This is a genomic window from Pseudomonas tolaasii NCPPB 2192 (genome assembly GCF_002813445.1).
GTDB classification, from domain to species: domain Bacteria; phylum Pseudomonadota; class Gammaproteobacteria; order Pseudomonadales; family Pseudomonadaceae; genus Aquipseudomonas; species Aquipseudomonas tolaasii.
In genome coordinates this window covers 5,751,172-5,765,349 of sequence record NZ_PHHD01000001.1, presented here as the reverse complement: position 1 = coordinate 5,765,349, position 14,178 = coordinate 5,751,172, and the positions used below count along the sequence as shown (strand labels likewise).

Genomic DNA, 14,178 nt, shown 5'->3' with positions numbered 1-14,178 from the left:
CGCAAACTCTATATATATGACGCTTGCAGCTAGGTCTGCGCCCCGGTTTTTTGCTAAGGTGTTCAGCAACCTATAAGACCATATCGCGAGGTGTCTGCTTGATTAGGGTGCTAGTAGTCGATGATCACGATCTCGTTCGTACGGGCATTACACGAATGCTGGCTGACATCGATGGCCTGCAAGTAGTCGGCCAGGCCGAATCAGGGGAGGAATCCCTGATCAAGGCGCGGGAGTTGAAACCCGATGTGGTGTTGATGGACGTCAAGATGCCCGGGATCGGCGGTCTTGGTGCCACGACCAAATTGTTGCGCAGCCATCCGGACATCAAAGTCGTGGTGGTCACCGTGTGCGAGGAAGACCCGTTTCCCACGCGCTTGCTGCAAGCCGGCGCCGCGGGTTACCTGACCAAGGGCGCAGGTCTGGCCGAAATGGTACAAGCCATTCGCCTGGTGTTTGCCGGCCAGCGTTACATCAGCCCGCAGATTGCCCAGCAGTTGGCGATCAAATCCTTCCAGCCCACCAGCGATTCGCCGTTTGACGCGCTGTCGGAGCGGGAGATCCAGATCGCCCTGATGATCGTTGGCTGCCAGAAGGTGCAGACGATTTCCGACAAGCTGTGCCTGTCGCCCAAGACGGTGAACACCTACCGCTATCGCATTTTCGAGAAGCTCGCCATCAGCAGTGATGTTGAATTGACCCTGCTCGCGGTGCGCCACGGCATGGTGGACGCCAGCGCCTGACATGACCACACCGTTTGATCCAAGTGCCTTCCTCTCAACCTGCAGTGGCCGCCCCGGCGTGTACCGCATGTTCGACAGCGAGGCACGCCTGCTTTATGTCGGCAAAGCCAAAAACCTGAAAAACCGCCTGGCGAGTTACTTTCGCAAGACCGGTCTGGCGCCGAAAACCGCCGCGTTGGTCGCACGTATCGCCCAGGTGGAAACCACCATCACCGCCAACGAAACCGAGGCGCTGCTGCTTGAGCAGACGCTGATCAAGGAATGGCGGCCGCCCTACAACATTCTGCTGCGTGACGATAAATCCTACCCTTACGTGTATTTGTCCGACGGCAATTTCCCGCGCCTGAGCATTCACCGGGGCGCGAAGAAGGGGAAGGGCAAGTATTTCGGGCCGTACCCCAGCGCCGGTGCGATCCGTGAAAGCCTGAGCCTGCTGCAAAAAACCTTTTTTGTGCGCCAGTGCGAAGACAGCTTCTACAAGAACCGCACGCGCCCCTGCCTGCAATACCAGATCAAGCGCTGCAAGGCGCCTTGCGTAGGGTTGGTTGAGCCGGCGGAGTACGCCGAAGATGTACGCCATTCGGTGATGTTCCTCGAAGGACGCAGCAATGCGCTCACCGATGAACTCTCCGGCGCCATGGAACAGGCCGCCAGCACGCTGGATTTTGAGCGCGCCGCTGAATTGCGTGACCAGATCTCCCTGCTGCGTCGCGTTCAAGACCAGCAGAGCATGGAGGGTGGCAATGGTGACGTTGACGTCATTGCCGCGTTCGTCAATCCGGGCGGCGCCTGCGTGCATTTGATCAGCGTGCGGGCCGGACGCGTGCTGGGCAGCAAGAACTTCTTCCCGCAGACCGGTATCGACGAAGACGTGGCCGAGGTAATGGCGGCTTTCCTGGGTCAGTACTACGTCAGCAGCCCTGAGCGCGATTTGCCGTCCGAGTTGATCGTCAACGTGGTGCACGAAGACTTCCCGACGTTGATCGAAGCCATCCACGAACTGCGTGGCCGCGAGCTGGACATCAGCCATCGCGTACGCGGCACCCGGGCGCGCTGGCAGCAATTGGCGGTGACCAACGCCGAACAGGCCCTGGGCGCGCGTCTGGCCAATCGGCAGCACGTTGCCGCGCGTTTCGACGCACTGGCCGAAGTGCTCAACCTCGATGAGCCGCCGCAACGCCTTGAGTGTTATGACATCAGCCATTCCAGCGGCGAAGCGACGGTGGCGTCCTGCGTGGTGTTCGGGCCGGAAGGGCCGATCAAGTCCGATTACCGGCGCTACAACATTGAAGGCGTCACCGCTGGGGATGACTACGCGGCGATGCACCAGGCGTTGACGCGGCGTTTCAGCAAGTTGAAGGACGGGGAGGGCAAGCTGCCCGATATCCTGTTGGTGGATGGTGGCAAGGGCCAACTGTCCATGGCCCGTGACGTGCTCAATGAGCTGGCGGTGCCGGACCTGATCCTGCTCGGCGTGGCCAAGGGCGCCACGCGCAAGGCCGGTTTCGAAACGTTGTACTTGAATGATGCCGCCCATGAGTTCACCTTGAAGGGTGACTCACCCGCGTTGCACTTGATTCAACAGATCCGCGACGAAGCCCACCGTTTTGCAATTACCGGCCACCGCGCCCGTCGTGGCAAAACCCGGCGAACCTCAACCCTGGAAGGCGTTGCCGGCGTCGGCCCGACCCGCCGTCGCGACCTGCTTAAACATTTTGGTGGCTTGCAGGAGCTTTCCCGTGCCAGCATTGACGAAATAGCCAAAGCACCCGGTATCAGTAAAAAGCTCGCTGAGTTGATTTATGCAAACCTGCACAGCGAATAAAATGCCTTTCCACCTCGTAGCCAGTTGTGCCGATGAATATCCCTAATCTGATCACCGTTCTACGCGTCCTGCTCATCCCGATTTTCATATTGTTGTTCTATTTGCCCTACGAATGGAGCTACGCAGCCTCCAGTTCAGTATTCGCCTTTGCGGCCGCCACCGACTGGCTCGATGGTTACCTGGCGCGCCGTCTGGAACAAAGCACACCGTTTGGTGCGTTCCTTGACCCTGTCGCCGATAAACTCATGGTGGCCGTGGCCCTGGTGCTGCTGGTGCAGGAACATGGCAACCTGTGGCTGACCCTGCCGGCGGCGGTGATCATCGGCCGTGAGATCGTGGTTTCGGCCCTGCGCGAATGGATGGCCGAAATCGGCGCCCGTGCCCACGTCGCCGTGTCCAACATGGGCAAATGGAAAACCGCCGCGCAAATGCTCGCGCTGGTGATTCTGCTGGCCAACCCGTCGGACTTCTCCTTCTGGGTATTGCTGGGCTACGCCTTGCTGCTCATCGCCGCCGGCCTGACCCTGTGGTCCATGCTCCAGTATTTGCGCGCTGCCTGGCCACACCTGCGCACCACCGTTGAAAAGAAATAAAAGTTTTTTGAATCAAGGGGTTGACGGGTTCTGATAATTCTATAGAATGCGCATCACCAAGACGCGGGAATAGCTCAGTTGGTAGAGCACGACCTTGCCAAGGTCGGGGTCGCGAGTTCGAGTCTCGTTTCCCGCTCCAAATATTGATCCACAGAAGTCCACTGGGCACTGGGATCCACGAAATAGACGCCTAGGCGTCTTTTTTCGTTTCTGCGGAAAACCACTGAAACCCAGGGTAATCCGGTACGAACAAGTACAGGATTAAGTACAACATTACGGGCCTGTTCAAGTCCGTATTTTGACTGGCTCCCCTCGGGTCTCCAGACGAGCATCAGGTGCTGACTCTCTCACAGGAGCTCACCATGCCACTCTCGGAATTCACCATTCGGCATGCCCGAATCACCGGTAAAAACTATACCCTCGGCGACTTTGACGGCCTATCCCTTTGGGTCACCAAGGCGGGCAGTAAGCTGTGGCTGTTTCGCTATTACTGGGAGGGGCGTCAGCAGCGCATGTCCCTCGGTGCCTATCCTGAAGTCAGCCTCAAGCAAGCACGCTCTCGGCGCGATGACGCACGGCGGTTACTGGCGGACAACATCAACCCCTGTGAACACCGCAAGCAGCAGCGGCATGCGGCTGAAGTTGCTGAAAAGCAAACCTTTGAAGCGGTGTACAACGAGTGGGTCAGCTTCCGGCGGTTGAGCCTGAAAGAAGGGCGGCAAAGCACACTCTCGCAAATCCTCAGGGTCTTCAAAAAAGACATCCTGCCCACCTTGGGCGAGCGCCCCATCAAGGACATTACTCGTCACGACCTGATGGGCGTCCTCAGTGTCATCGAACAGCGCAACGCGCTCACAATGGCCGAGAAATGTCGCACCTGGTTCAACCAGCTGTTTCGTTATGCTTTGGTGAAAGTTGAAGGGCTCGAAGTGAACCCGGCTTCGGATCTGGATGTGGTGGCGCTACCCAAGCCACCGGTGACGAACAACCCATTTTTGCGAATGGAGCAACTGCCGGAACTGCTGTCGAGGATTCGCAATTACGGTGGCCAACTGCAGACGAAGCTGGGGTTGCGCTTGTTGCTATTGACCGGTGTGAGAACGGGCGAGTTGCGTTATGCCACGCCTGATCAGTTCGACCTGGAAAAGCAGCTGTGGGTGATTCCACCGGAGGTCGTCAAACAGCTCCAGGCGCAGATGCGCAAGCCGGGTAGGGCTGGTGGTCAGGTGCCTCCGTACATCGTCCCGCTTTCGGTGCAGGCACTGGAAATCGTGCGCTATATGCTTGATCAGGTCTTACCTGCACAACGTTTTCTTTTCTCCCATCGCAGCAACCTGCAGCTACGCATCAGCGAAAACACATTGAACAATGCCCTGCATCGAATGGGGTTGGCTGATCAGTTAACAGGTCATGGTATGCGCGCGACAATTTCTACTGCGCTGCACGAGATCGGATATCCCAAGAGTTGGATTGACGCGCAGCTTTCTCATGCTGATCCGGATCAGGTGAGTGCGACCTATAACCATGCCGGATATGTGGAGCAGCGGCGGACCATGATGCAGGACTAGGCCAACCGATTGGACCTTTGGGCTCAGGGGAAGCATGACGCGGCGAGTTCGCCGCTAACGATTCGGTTGGAGGGGGCGGTGTCAGTCGCTGGAGCAGTGGCAGCAGATGCCGCCTCGTTGATATATGAGGTGGAGTCTAAGCCGAAAAGGGCTGCTCACGTGGTTGAAGGTGTCGATGCGGTTGCAGTGATGCCAGAGAGGAATGTGATGGCGGCGCCTGTTTCGGAGATACAACGGCAACGTCTTGCAATGCTGGCAGCATATGAAGCACCTACCAATTTGACAGTGCCAGAGTTTGCGCGATTGGCGGGTAAGTCTCGGGAGCACGTGAGTCGGGACATCAAGGAAGGGTGAATCGCCCCGGGTTCTCTAGACACCTTGCAAGCTCATTGCGTGACGCTTTTCAAACTCTACCGGTGACAGCTGATTGTTGAAACCATGTCGACGTTTTGAGTTGTAGAACATTTCGATGTAATCGAACACATCGCTACGAGCATCTTCCCGTCTGGTGTAAATTTTCCGCTTGATCCGTTCTCGTTTCAGAAGCTGGAAAAAGCTCTCGGCCACGGCGTTGTCATGACAGTTGCCTCGACGACTCATGCTTGCAACCAAATTGTTTGCCTTCAAAAAACTGCGCAAATCGGAGCTGCTGTACTGGCTGCCCTGGTCGGAATGAACCATCACCTCTTGCTTCGGTTTACGCCTCCAAACCGCCATCAACAACGCATCAATAGCCAAATCACTGGTCATCTGCGCCTTCATTGACCAGCCAACGACCTGACGAGAAAACAGATCCAGCACCACCGCCAAATACAACCAGCCTTCATACGTACGAATGTAGGTGATGTCGGTGACCCAAACCTTGTTGGGTTCTACGACATCGAACTGGCGCTTCAGCAAATTGGGTGAGGCGACCGCTGGCTTACCGCCGTACTTTCCAGGGCGGCGTCGATAACCTGTCTGAGAGCGCAGCCCTTCAAGACGCATCAGCCTTGCCACACGATGGCGCCCGCAAACTTCACCGACCTCGCGCAGATCGTCATGGATTTTGCGATAGCCATAAACGCCGCCGCTCTCCAGCCAGGAATGCTTGATCAAACCCAGCAGTCGCTGGTCGTCTTTAGCGCGCGCAGATTGCGGCTCAGACAACCAGGCGTAATAGCCGCTGGGATGGACTTTCAGCGTCAGGCAAAGCCGTCGAATGGAATAGTCGCCGGCTCGCTGCTTGATAAAGGCGTACTTCAACCGCACTCCTTGGCAAAGTACGCGGCGGCCTTTTTTAAGATGTCTCGCTCTTCAGTAACACGCTTTAGTTCGGCTCGCAGACGACGCAATTCAGCGTGCTGATCATCGTCTTGCTGCCGTTCTTCTTGAGGTTTGCTGTAGCGCTTTATCCAGGCATAGAGGCTGTGCGTCGACACGCCGAGACGGGCCGCCACATCAGCGACAGGCAGCTTCTTTTCGGTCACTTGATTGACCGCTTGTATTTTGAATTCTTCGGGGTAACGCGGGTTGCTCATGGCACCTCCTAATTGGCCTCAGTTTAAGGCAAAGAGGTGTCTAGGAAACCCGGGGCGATTCAGCCCATGCTCGTCCATAGTCAGCGGTGCAGGCGCATCGGGGACAAGTTATTGCATCGGTATCACCCCAGAAGCACTGGAGCGCTTGACTAACATCGCTGCAGCGAGCCAGGGCCGAAGGCTCTTTGTTGCAGAGGCTTGGCTTAGTCCAACTCCGATGTTTGGACGACCAAGTGGAGACAAGCAATCTGTTAACGAACAGGTGTTCCTGTCTGTGCGCGCGACAAATATCACGTCGGTGCCCATTGTCTTGACAGCAGCCAAATGGGAGATAGTACAAGCGAGGAATCTGTCCAAGGGAGGCGGCTCATTCGGCTCAACAAACTTGCTGTGGCCTGCGCTTTCCGTGAACAAACCAATCAAGATTGAGGCAGGAGATCAGGTCGATATAAAGTTCGGTGAAGGTTTGGAACTGAATGGTATGGATAGTCGTCTGCGTCGAAATCGTGACCTTGATAGCGCATACACTTTGCCTGAAAAACCGACACGGATTAACGGCGACATATATACAAACTGGTTCGCCGAACAAATGCGGCTGCTGTATGGCGCAAAGGCCAAACTGCGGCTCACCTTATATGAAGGTGACTACAAGCCTATCGCGACACTGACACTGCCACTCGCCCAAAGTGTGGACTTTTTCTATCATGGCGAGGCTGTGGACCGGAAAGGAAATGTACAGTACGCACCACGCCTGGCGTACGACGCCTTCCTCGGCCAGTACCTTGAAATGAGGGCAAAAATGGAGCCTGGGTTTCGAATCAATACTCCACCTACTACTGTGTTTGAGGTTACTCCAGATCCAAGCGTGTGGGGTAAGCAAAGATATCGTAATTTAGGGACTGAAAAGCAGGTGGAGGAGTGATGGCGTAAGCGTCGCCGTATAGCCGGTGGCAAAAGCTGTGCTCTTGGACCATGCAGAAGTTCCAAAGATGTCATCACCTGCAAACGCGGAGCTTTTGGATATTGTAGGTGAGTCGAAATGATTATCCGGTTCCTGCGTTATAGTCATACTGCCGAACAGGGGGCCGCCGACATCGAGGCATTCTGCATTTTGGAGGCTGGCAACCCTGATTGTTTGCTTGTGTCGCTTTTAGCCTTTCGCGACCGGAAGCCATCGGCCAAAAGCTGCACCTCACATCAGCCAGCCTTCGACCCGAAGCGTGCGGTTGCCAGCCATCAAACGCCCACACGCCTCACCTCAGCAATGCTCAATCAAGCCGAGTTCGATAAAACTTCTGGCCGTTGCAATGATGGCGTCTTCCGGGCTGCGAGGTGCCCAGCCTAACAGTGTCATGGCCTTGGCGGCCGTGACGCTCATATCGACGCCCAACAGCTTGACCATGCCCAGCATCATCGGATTCGTTTTGGCAGCGGTACGAATGTTGTCATCGCTCAGTTCCTGAGTGGAAACATTCCTGGCCGCCTCACCCAGATGATCGCGCAGCGTGCGTGCCACCTGCACCATCGGCAAGCTGTCGCCCGAACTGGCCAGGAAACGTTCGCCGTTAGCGGCCGGATGCGTCATGGCTAGCAGGTGCAACTCGGCCACATCCCTGACATCCACGAAACACGAATTGATGTTCGGGCAGCCAGGCTGTCCTTCCAGCATGTCTTTGATGATCCGGGTGGAGTGAGAATAGGTTGCGCCCAATACCGGGCCCAGCACCGCGACCGGGTTGATTGCCGCCAGTTCAAGACCTTGCCCTTGCGCACTCTGGATAAATTCCCAGGCCGCGCGCTCCGCCAGCGTTTTTGATTTCTGATATGCCCAGACATCACCGCTGACATCACTCCAGTCGGTCTCATCAAACGGACGGCGGTAGTCAGCTGAATGGCCGACACCAACCGCACCGAACGCCGAGGTGAGGACAACACGCTTGACTCCCGCCTCGCTCGCGGCGCGCAGTACACGCAAGTTTCCTTCAATGGCTGGATTGACCCAGTCCGCTTCAGTCACCTGGTTGCCTGACGGCGTAGGCGATGCACCGTGAATCACGTAGCGACAACCGGCGACGGCCTCTTTCCAACCGTCATCGGACATCAAGTCGGCGACCACAAACGACAGGTCGCTCCCCGGGTCGACATCATGTTGTTTCAGATGCCTGCGCACTTCAGCCTCGCGCGCCAGCGTGCGCACAGTTGTACGAACCTTAAAGCCATTTTCCAGCAGTGTGATGATGCAGTATTGGGCAATAAAACCTGTGCCCCCGGTTACCAATACAGTTTGCTCATTCATGTCCGCCTTCCTCACCGGATTGATCGTCAGGAAAGGCTACCGGCCTGCTACCGGATTCTGAATATTTGATCGTACGCCAGGCTTGCGCGATAGTACGGAAATGCACAACGATCCTTTTTCCGACATCCTCAAACTCGCCCGCGCCGAATCGCTGGTGACAGGCGGTTTTACCGCAGGCGGGCGCTGGGCGCTGCGTTTTCCCGCTCCGGACAACATCAAATTCTTTGCGGTCATCAAAGGCAGTTGCTGGGTCACGCTCGAAGGCGACGAAAGCCCGATGTTGTTCCGCACGGGGGATGTGGGGCTACTCAGTGCCAAACGCGCGTTCGTACTCGCCAGTGATCCGGGAGTCGAACCCACCGAGGCAATGCGTGTGTTTTCGGGCCCGGGCAAGTCCCACGTGCCCATTGGTGAAGGCGATGATTTCGCACACATTGGGGGTCACGTACTCCTCGACCCTGTCAGTGGGAGGCTGTTGAGACAGGTCCTGCCGCCGTGGATTCACGTGCCGGCTGCGGCGCCTGAAGCCGCTTCTTTTCGCGGGCTGCTTGATCAACTGGTGCAAGAACGGTTAACCCCAAAGCCAGGCGCACAATTGGCATCCGCCCACTTGGCTCAACTGCTGTTCATCCAGATCCTGCGTGCTCACCTGGAAACCAACGGTTCACCGCTGGCGGGATGGCTGGCCGTGCTTGGCAATGCCCGTCTTGCACCAGCCCTGCAATTGATACATGGCGATCCTGCCCGCTCGTGGCACCTGGAAGACCTGGCACGCGCATGCGCCATGTCACGAACGACGTTTGCACACCACTTTCGCACCGTGGCGGGGATGACGCCAATCGCGTATCTCACGCATTGGCGGATGCGGCTGGCTGAGCGCGCGCTACGTGAAGGCAACGAACATATCGGCACGGTTGCGCAGGCGCTGGGGTACACCTCCGAAAGCGCCTTCAGCCATGCTTTCAAGCGGGAGACGGGGCTCGCACCCAAGGCGTGGCGGTTTGCTGCGAAAGGATTGGTCGGTTGAATACCTTGATGGAAAACCTACCCCCCTCACTGAGTTGTGGATTCTAACGGTGATCACGACTGCTCAATCCACTGTCAAAATACTTGCGACACATCGGGCCGCTTTCGGCTAATAGCCAAGCAAGCGCTAGTCACAGTCCCACACTGAATCCGCGCAGGCCCACGACGTCGGCAAAGCACCCAACGGCAGTCAGTCTGGCCCAGGTCGCAGTGTCTCACTTCGCGACCGCGCAGGCACCCAGCGAGCGTCACTGCGGCTCAAGCGAATCGACAAGTCCCAAGCCAGATCACCACCGATCTCGGCCACCAGGCATTCGCGCACCGCATGCTGCTCAATCAGGGCGCGCAACACATGTTCCTGAATGGCTTCGTCGATAACTATGCATCCTCCTGCTGACGCACCGTGGCAGCAGCGTCGAAGATTTCATACAGCGTCTTAATGCTCGCGGCGTCCAGCACTTCAACCGTCTCCACTCCCAGGACAAAACCGGCAGAGCGATCACGGGCGCGCCACAGATCATCAGGATTGGACGCCTGGTGGGGGCGGGACGACAGTTTGAGCATCTGAACTTTGACCGCTGGCGGCAGTCGAGCGCGGACAATGCTTTACTAATGCTCGCTCCCTGGCCCAGCCGTTGAGGCTGGCCGGTGGTTACAGTGGCAAGTCATGCTGTTCGGCGTCGTTCAGCAGCCTGCCGCGTCATTGTTCCTGTCGACGTTAGGGCCCTGCAACAGCTGCCCGGCAGGCAACACCACTTGGACGGCATTGGCTTCTTTGGGGCCTTGAAGCACACGGTCAAATTTCAGGCGAAAACGGTTTGGTACTACCTGGAGGACACGCATTGGCGGGTCATCAATCCGCACGCTTTTCAGTTCGCGCCGGGGTTTGCAGAATCACCTCACCGAACATGGTGCCAACGTGACCCGGCACAGAGCAGAAAAAGGAATAGTGTTCATCGGGTGCAAGTTTGTTCGTATTGATGGTCAATGAAGAGGTCTCTCCAGCACCGACTACGTCGGTATGGGCGATGACGCGGGCGTCGTTATGCTTGAGGTAATTGTCAGAGCGGCCGGTGCCCATTGCATCTTGTGCGATGCCTGCTACGTCTGAAGTTTTGCTGACCACCAGATTGTGGAGATGACCAAACATTCCGTGGGCGTCGGCTGGATGGATCAGGTTGACGGTGAATGTCGGGCAGCGCTGATCCACGATGATGATCTGTTTGCTAAAAGTCAGCTGATCCGAAGTTGTGATGTCTGTCGAGCATTGAGCCGCGACAGCCGGACCTGCCAGCAATGCAAGCAGGGACAGAACGATGAGTTTTTGCATCAGGGCTGATCCAGAATTAGTGCCCGGCACCTTTTGGTGCCGGTCTTTGATGGAGGCATGCGGATGTGACACTAGCGCCGTCTGAGGGGCGAAACTGCTTAGTAAGTCGAAGCAGGTGGCAGATCAATTACCGACAGGTTGTTGAAGGTATCTACCTGGGTATTGACTGACAGTCCTGGGGTTGCCCAGGCCATGTCCATGTTGACGATCACCAGCTCATTGCCGCGCTGGATTACTTCAGCCGGCTGGTCGAGCTCACCGTTGGCGCCCGTGGTGTCGCCGTTTTTTTGCAAGGTTGTGACGTGTCCGGTCCGGTCAATGGCGTGGACCGCGTTGCCGAGGAAATCGGCCACGTAGAACATTTGGCGTACTGGATCGAAGATCATGCCGTCTACCGAGGTCATGCCAGAGTGCTGGGCGAAGACCTTGGTGTCGACCGCCTTGTGTTGCGCATTCAGGGTCAGGTCATAAATGGTTGCATCCTCGATGGTCGACACGAACAGATGTCCCTTGTCGTCGAAGACTATACCGTCAGCGCCGAAGCCCATTTTTCCGCTGGAGGTCAGCGCTTTGACCAGATGGCTGTCTTCCGCAGCTTCGGGTGAGTAAGGCTTCAACTTGATGGGCTGGTCTTTCTGCATTTCATTTAAGGGCAGTGCATACACCCCGCTGACCAGCGGCGCCCCCTTGGCCTGTGTGGCCGGGTCAATCAGCAGAGAGTCGGTGACATACAGCGTGTCGCCTTCCCACACCAGCCCGTTGGCGGCAATCAGGCCTTCGGCGACGACATCGACGCCGGTGGCCTTACCGTCCTTGACGTTGATCCGCAGGATTCTGGATTTGTGGTCTTTGGAAAAAAATACCTGCATGTCTGCAACGTATAGGTTGCCGTCAGGACCGAAGGCGTTATCCATCGGGCCGACATGGCCGGTGTCCGGATGCAGGTCGCTGGCCTTGAAATCGTACCAGTGACTGACTTTGTTCTGATGATCGATGGCGGCCATGAAAGGAGGTGCAGGGCGCGTGATCAGTCCTTGTTTGAGCAGGTGATCGTTGTTGAAGTTGGGTGCTGACAGGATCAATGTTCCGTCTGGTGCGATGCCCAGGCCGTCCGGTGTATTGATCTGTGGGCCGAGATCCACCAGAAGGCGTGAAGCCTGAGGCTGCGTACTGTGGGCAGGGGCATCGGCGGCCAGCGAGACTTCGCTCAGCAATGCGGCTGCAACGGCAAGCACGAGAGCGTAGCCTGGTCGTGTCATTGGTTTCATGTCGTGTTGTCTCCGGTTCGCACTGAATGATCTCCGCCAACAGAAAACGTCTGTTCCGGGGAGAGGAGGCAACTTTGGCATCATGGGATCTATATGTTAAATTCAAATATTATCAGTTATTAATCTTTTGAATCGATAAATGAGATGGGGGCATTCTTGGAAATAAGACAGCTGAGGCAGTTTATCGCCGTTGCCGAAGAGGAGAGTTTCACCCGGGCTGCGCAGCGCTGCCATATCGTCCAGTCAGCGCTCTCGACCTCCGTCCGCCAACTGGAAGATGAACTTGGCGCGCGGTTATTCGTGCGCACCACCCGGCAGGTCAAGCTGACGGCAGTGGGTCATACCTTTCTGGAAACAGCGCGTCAGGCGCTGCAGACCCTCGAGAGTGGCGCTGCACGAGTGGCCGATGTCGCCGCGCTGCGCAAGGGCAGGCTCTCCATTGGCACCGTACAGAGCCTGCCGCCTTTTATTGATCTGCCCGCGCTTTTGGCACGCTTTCATGCCGAATACCCGAACATCGAGGTCAAGCTGGCTCAGGGCGGTGCACAGACACTCATCCAGAAAGTCATTGATCGGCAGCTTGATCTGGCGATCCTGCCGCAGGAAGAGGCCAGTGCCGAGCTGGTTAATCAGATCATTGCCTGCGACGAACTGATGCTGGTTTGTGCGGCGAATCATCCTCTGGCCGCCAAAAAGTCGGTTTCCCTCAAACAACTGGCGAATGAAGCCTTTGTCGATTTTGAACCCGGGCAGGGAACTCGACGCGTGGTGGATCGGGTGTTCGCAACAGCAGCCATCAGTCGTCGCATCAACTTCGAGGTCAGTGATCTGGATACGTTGATGGGGTTGGTCGAGCACGGTCTGGGCGTTGCTCTGGTTCCGCGTGATGTCGTCATGGGGCGTGCGGACGAGCTGTGCTGTATTTCACTCAAGGGTGTCGAAGCCTGCTGGGAACTGGTGGTCACTCACGTCATGGTGCCGGGCACGGATGCGCAACCTGTGGATGCTGCGCCCGCAGCATTCCTGGCGTCCTTGATGGCAGAGGTTGCTTCCGACGAGAGTTAACGGACGGCGGGCTTGGCGTCCACATATAGCGAGTACAGTGATTGCCCTGCCGCCATGAACAGGCGGTTATGGGCCGGGCCTCCAAAGCACAGATTGGCGCAGCGCTCGGGCAGGTGGATATGACCAATGGGTTCGCCGTCTGGCGCGAAAATCCGAACGCCGTTCAGTCCGGGTCCCGTTCCCCAGCCTGCCCAAAGATTGCCATCGACGTCGCAACGAATGCCGTCGGGTGCACCCTGCGGGCCCGCGCTCACAAAGACTCGGCCGTTTTTCAACGCGTTGTCGACGACGTCATAGGCCCTGATGCAGCGAGGGCTGGAACTGGATTCGACGATATACAACAGCATTTCATCCGGCGAGAAACATAGCCCGTTGGGGTTGGCGATGTCTTCGACGAGCACGGCGGTGTTGCCTGTGTGCGGGTCATGCCGATAGACCCGGGTGGGCAGTTCCGAGGGAGCTTTGTGACCTTCGTAGTCCGACTGGATGCCGAAGGTCGGGTCGGAGAACCAGATGCTGTCGTCACTTTTCACCACGACATCGTTCGGTGAGTTGAGCTGCTTGCCCTCGAACCGGTCCACCAGCACTGTGATCCTGCCATCGTATTCGGTACGAACGACACGCCTGCCACCATGCTCGCAGGTAATTAACCGACCTTGCCGATCCCGGGTATTGCCGTTGGCAAATCCCGAAGGTTTGCGAAAGACCGACACGGCACCGGTTTCTTCATCCCAGCGCATCATCCGGTTGTTAGGAATGTCACTCCACAGCAGGTAACGTGCGTCGCCAAACCATACAGGACCTTCGCCGTGGCGCATGCCGGTGGCTAGACGTTCAATGGCGGCATGGCTGATTCGGTAGTGTGCAAAGCGTGGATCGAGGACCTCAACGGCCGGATCCGGATAGGTCTCACTGGGTTGCCACATTACAGTGTCCTCGGTGTCTGG

At 57.1% G+C, this 14,178-nt stretch carries 12 protein-coding genes, 1 tRNA gene and 1 pseudogene; 8 read left to right on the top strand and 6 right to left on the bottom strand.

The window, feature by feature from the left end; translation table 11 throughout:
• Window positions 1-98 precede the first annotated feature (98 nt).
• The 5 genes and pseudogenes from gacA to ATI14_RS26185 all read left to right on the top strand — a co-directional run.
• Window positions 99-740, top strand: a complete 642-nt coding sequence (gacA, locus tag ATI14_RS26205) for a response regulator transcription factor GacA (protein ID WP_003190387.1) — start codon at window positions 99-101, stop codon at window positions 738-740.
• Window position 741: 1 nt separating this feature from the next.
• Window positions 742-2,565, top strand: coding sequence for an excinuclease ABC subunit UvrC (uvrC, locus tag ATI14_RS26200; RefSeq protein ID WP_016968865.1), 1,824 nt, complete (start codon window positions 742-744; stop codon window positions 2,563-2,565).
• A gap of 32 nt (window positions 2,566-2,597) precedes the next feature.
• Window positions 2,598-3,158, top strand: a complete 561-nt coding sequence (pgsA, locus tag ATI14_RS26195; protein ID WP_016968866.1) for a CDP-diacylglycerol--glycerol-3-phosphate 3-phosphatidyltransferase — start codon at window positions 2,598-2,600, stop codon at window positions 3,156-3,158.
• Window positions 3,159-3,221: 63 nt separating this feature from the next.
• Window positions 3,222-3,297 (top strand) — tRNA-Gly (locus ATI14_RS26190).
• Window positions 3,298-3,520: 223 nt separating this feature from the next.
• Window positions 3,521-5,077 (top strand): annotated as a pseudogene (locus tag ATI14_RS26185) (tyrosine-type recombinase/integrase); the annotation flags it as partial.
• Window positions 5,078-5,095: 18 nt separating this feature from the next.
• Here ATI14_RS26185 and ATI14_RS26180 read toward each other — a convergent pair.
• Window positions 5,096-6,246, bottom strand: a protein-coding gene (locus tag ATI14_RS26180; protein WP_086004055.1) for an IS3 family transposase whose coding sequence is annotated in 2 segments (ribosomal slippage) — window positions 5,096-6,012 and window positions 6,012-6,246 — 1,152 coding nt in all. Because the reading frame shifts where the segments join, the coding sequence is not laid out codon by codon here.
• A gap of 145 nt (window positions 6,247-6,391) precedes the next feature.
• On the opposite strand from ATI14_RS26180, the gene ATI14_RS26175 reads away from it, so the two are divergent.
• On the top strand, window positions 6,392-7,168 hold the full coding sequence (locus tag ATI14_RS26175; RefSeq protein ID WP_177008013.1) for a hypothetical protein: 777 nt from the start codon (window positions 6,392-6,394) through the stop codon (window positions 7,166-7,168).
• Window positions 7,169-7,504: 336 nt separating this feature from the next.
• Here the strand turns inward: ATI14_RS26175 and ATI14_RS26170 are convergent, their stop codons facing one another.
• Window positions 7,505-8,542 carry an SDR family oxidoreductase gene (locus ATI14_RS26170; RefSeq protein WP_016968871.1) on the bottom strand — a complete coding sequence of 346 codons (1,038 nt, stop codon included), beginning with the start codon at window positions 8,540-8,542 and terminating at the stop codon, window positions 7,505-7,507.
• 100 nt (window positions 8,543-8,642) lie between these two features.
• On the opposite strand from ATI14_RS26170, the gene ATI14_RS26165 reads away from it, so the two are divergent.
• The gene (locus ATI14_RS26165) at window positions 8,643-9,569 is read left to right on the top strand and encodes an AraC family transcriptional regulator (RefSeq protein ID WP_016968872.1); all 927 of its coding nucleotides are present in this window, start codon (window positions 8,643-8,645) and stop codon (window positions 9,567-9,569) included.
• Between the two features lie 377 nt (window positions 9,570-9,946).
• Here the strand turns inward: ATI14_RS26165 and ATI14_RS26155 are convergent, their stop codons facing one another.
• From ATI14_RS26155 to ATI14_RS26140, 3 genes are all read right to left on the bottom strand, one after another.
• Window positions 9,947-10,132 (bottom strand): hypothetical protein, encoded by a 186-nt coding sequence (locus ATI14_RS26155; protein WP_016968874.1) that lies wholly within the window; start codon window positions 10,130-10,132, stop codon window positions 9,947-9,949.
• 289 nt (window positions 10,133-10,421) lie between these two features.
• Entirely contained in the window at window positions 10,422-10,898 is a 477-nt protein-coding gene (gene azu, locus ATI14_RS26145) for an azurin (protein WP_016968876.1), read from the bottom strand.
• A gap of 98 nt (window positions 10,899-10,996) precedes the next feature.
• The gene (locus tag ATI14_RS26140; protein ID WP_196775077.1) at window positions 10,997-12,166 is read right to left on the bottom strand and encodes an SMP-30/gluconolactonase/LRE family protein; all 1,170 of its coding nucleotides are present in this window, start codon (window positions 12,164-12,166) and stop codon (window positions 10,997-10,999) included.
• Window positions 12,167-12,322: 156 nt separating this feature from the next.
• Here ATI14_RS26140 and ATI14_RS26135 point away from each other — a divergent pair, with 156 nt between their 5' ends.
• The gene (locus tag ATI14_RS26135; RefSeq protein WP_080520754.1) at window positions 12,323-13,231 is read left to right on the top strand and encodes a LysR family transcriptional regulator; all 909 of its coding nucleotides are present in this window, start codon (window positions 12,323-12,325) and stop codon (window positions 13,229-13,231) included.
• On the opposite strand, the gene ATI14_RS26130 is transcribed toward ATI14_RS26135, so the two are convergent.
• Window positions 13,228-14,157 carry an SMP-30/gluconolactonase/LRE family protein gene (locus ATI14_RS26130; protein WP_016968879.1) on the bottom strand — a complete coding sequence of 310 codons (930 nt, stop codon included), beginning with the start codon at window positions 14,155-14,157 and terminating at the stop codon, window positions 13,228-13,230. The two genes, ATI14_RS26135 and ATI14_RS26130, sit on opposite strands and share 4 nt — an antisense overlap.
• Between the last annotated feature and the right edge of the window lie 21 nt (window positions 14,158-14,178).

Bases quoted from the DNA above. Each gene is read 5' to 3' on its own strand.
- ATI14_RS26165 (WP_016968872.1), top strand. From the start codon at position 8,643: ATGCACAACGATCCTTTTTCCGACATCCTCAAACTCGCCCGCGCCGAA.
- ATI14_RS26140 (WP_196775077.1), bottom strand. From the start codon at position 12,166: ATGAAACCAATGACACGACCAGGCTACGCTCTCGTGCTTGCCGTTGCA.
- ATI14_RS26155 (WP_016968874.1), bottom strand. From the start codon at position 10,132: ATGCTCAAACTGTCGTCCCGCCCCCACCAGGCGTCCAATCCTGATGAT.
- uvrC (WP_016968865.1), top strand. From the start codon at position 742: ATGACCACACCGTTTGATCCAAGTGCCTTCCTCTCAACCTGCAGTGGC.
- ATI14_RS26130 (WP_016968879.1), bottom strand. From the start codon at position 14,157: ATGTGGCAACCCAGTGAGACCTATCCGGATCCGGCCGTTGAGGTCCTC.
- pgsA (WP_016968866.1), top strand. From the start codon at position 2,598: ATGAATATCCCTAATCTGATCACCGTTCTACGCGTCCTGCTCATCCCG.
- azu (WP_016968876.1), bottom strand. From the start codon at position 10,898: ATGCAAAAACTCATCGTTCTGTCCCTGCTTGCATTGCTGGCAGGTCCG.
- ATI14_RS26170 (WP_016968871.1), bottom strand. From the start codon at position 8,542: ATGAATGAGCAAACTGTATTGGTAACCGGGGGCACAGGTTTTATTGCC.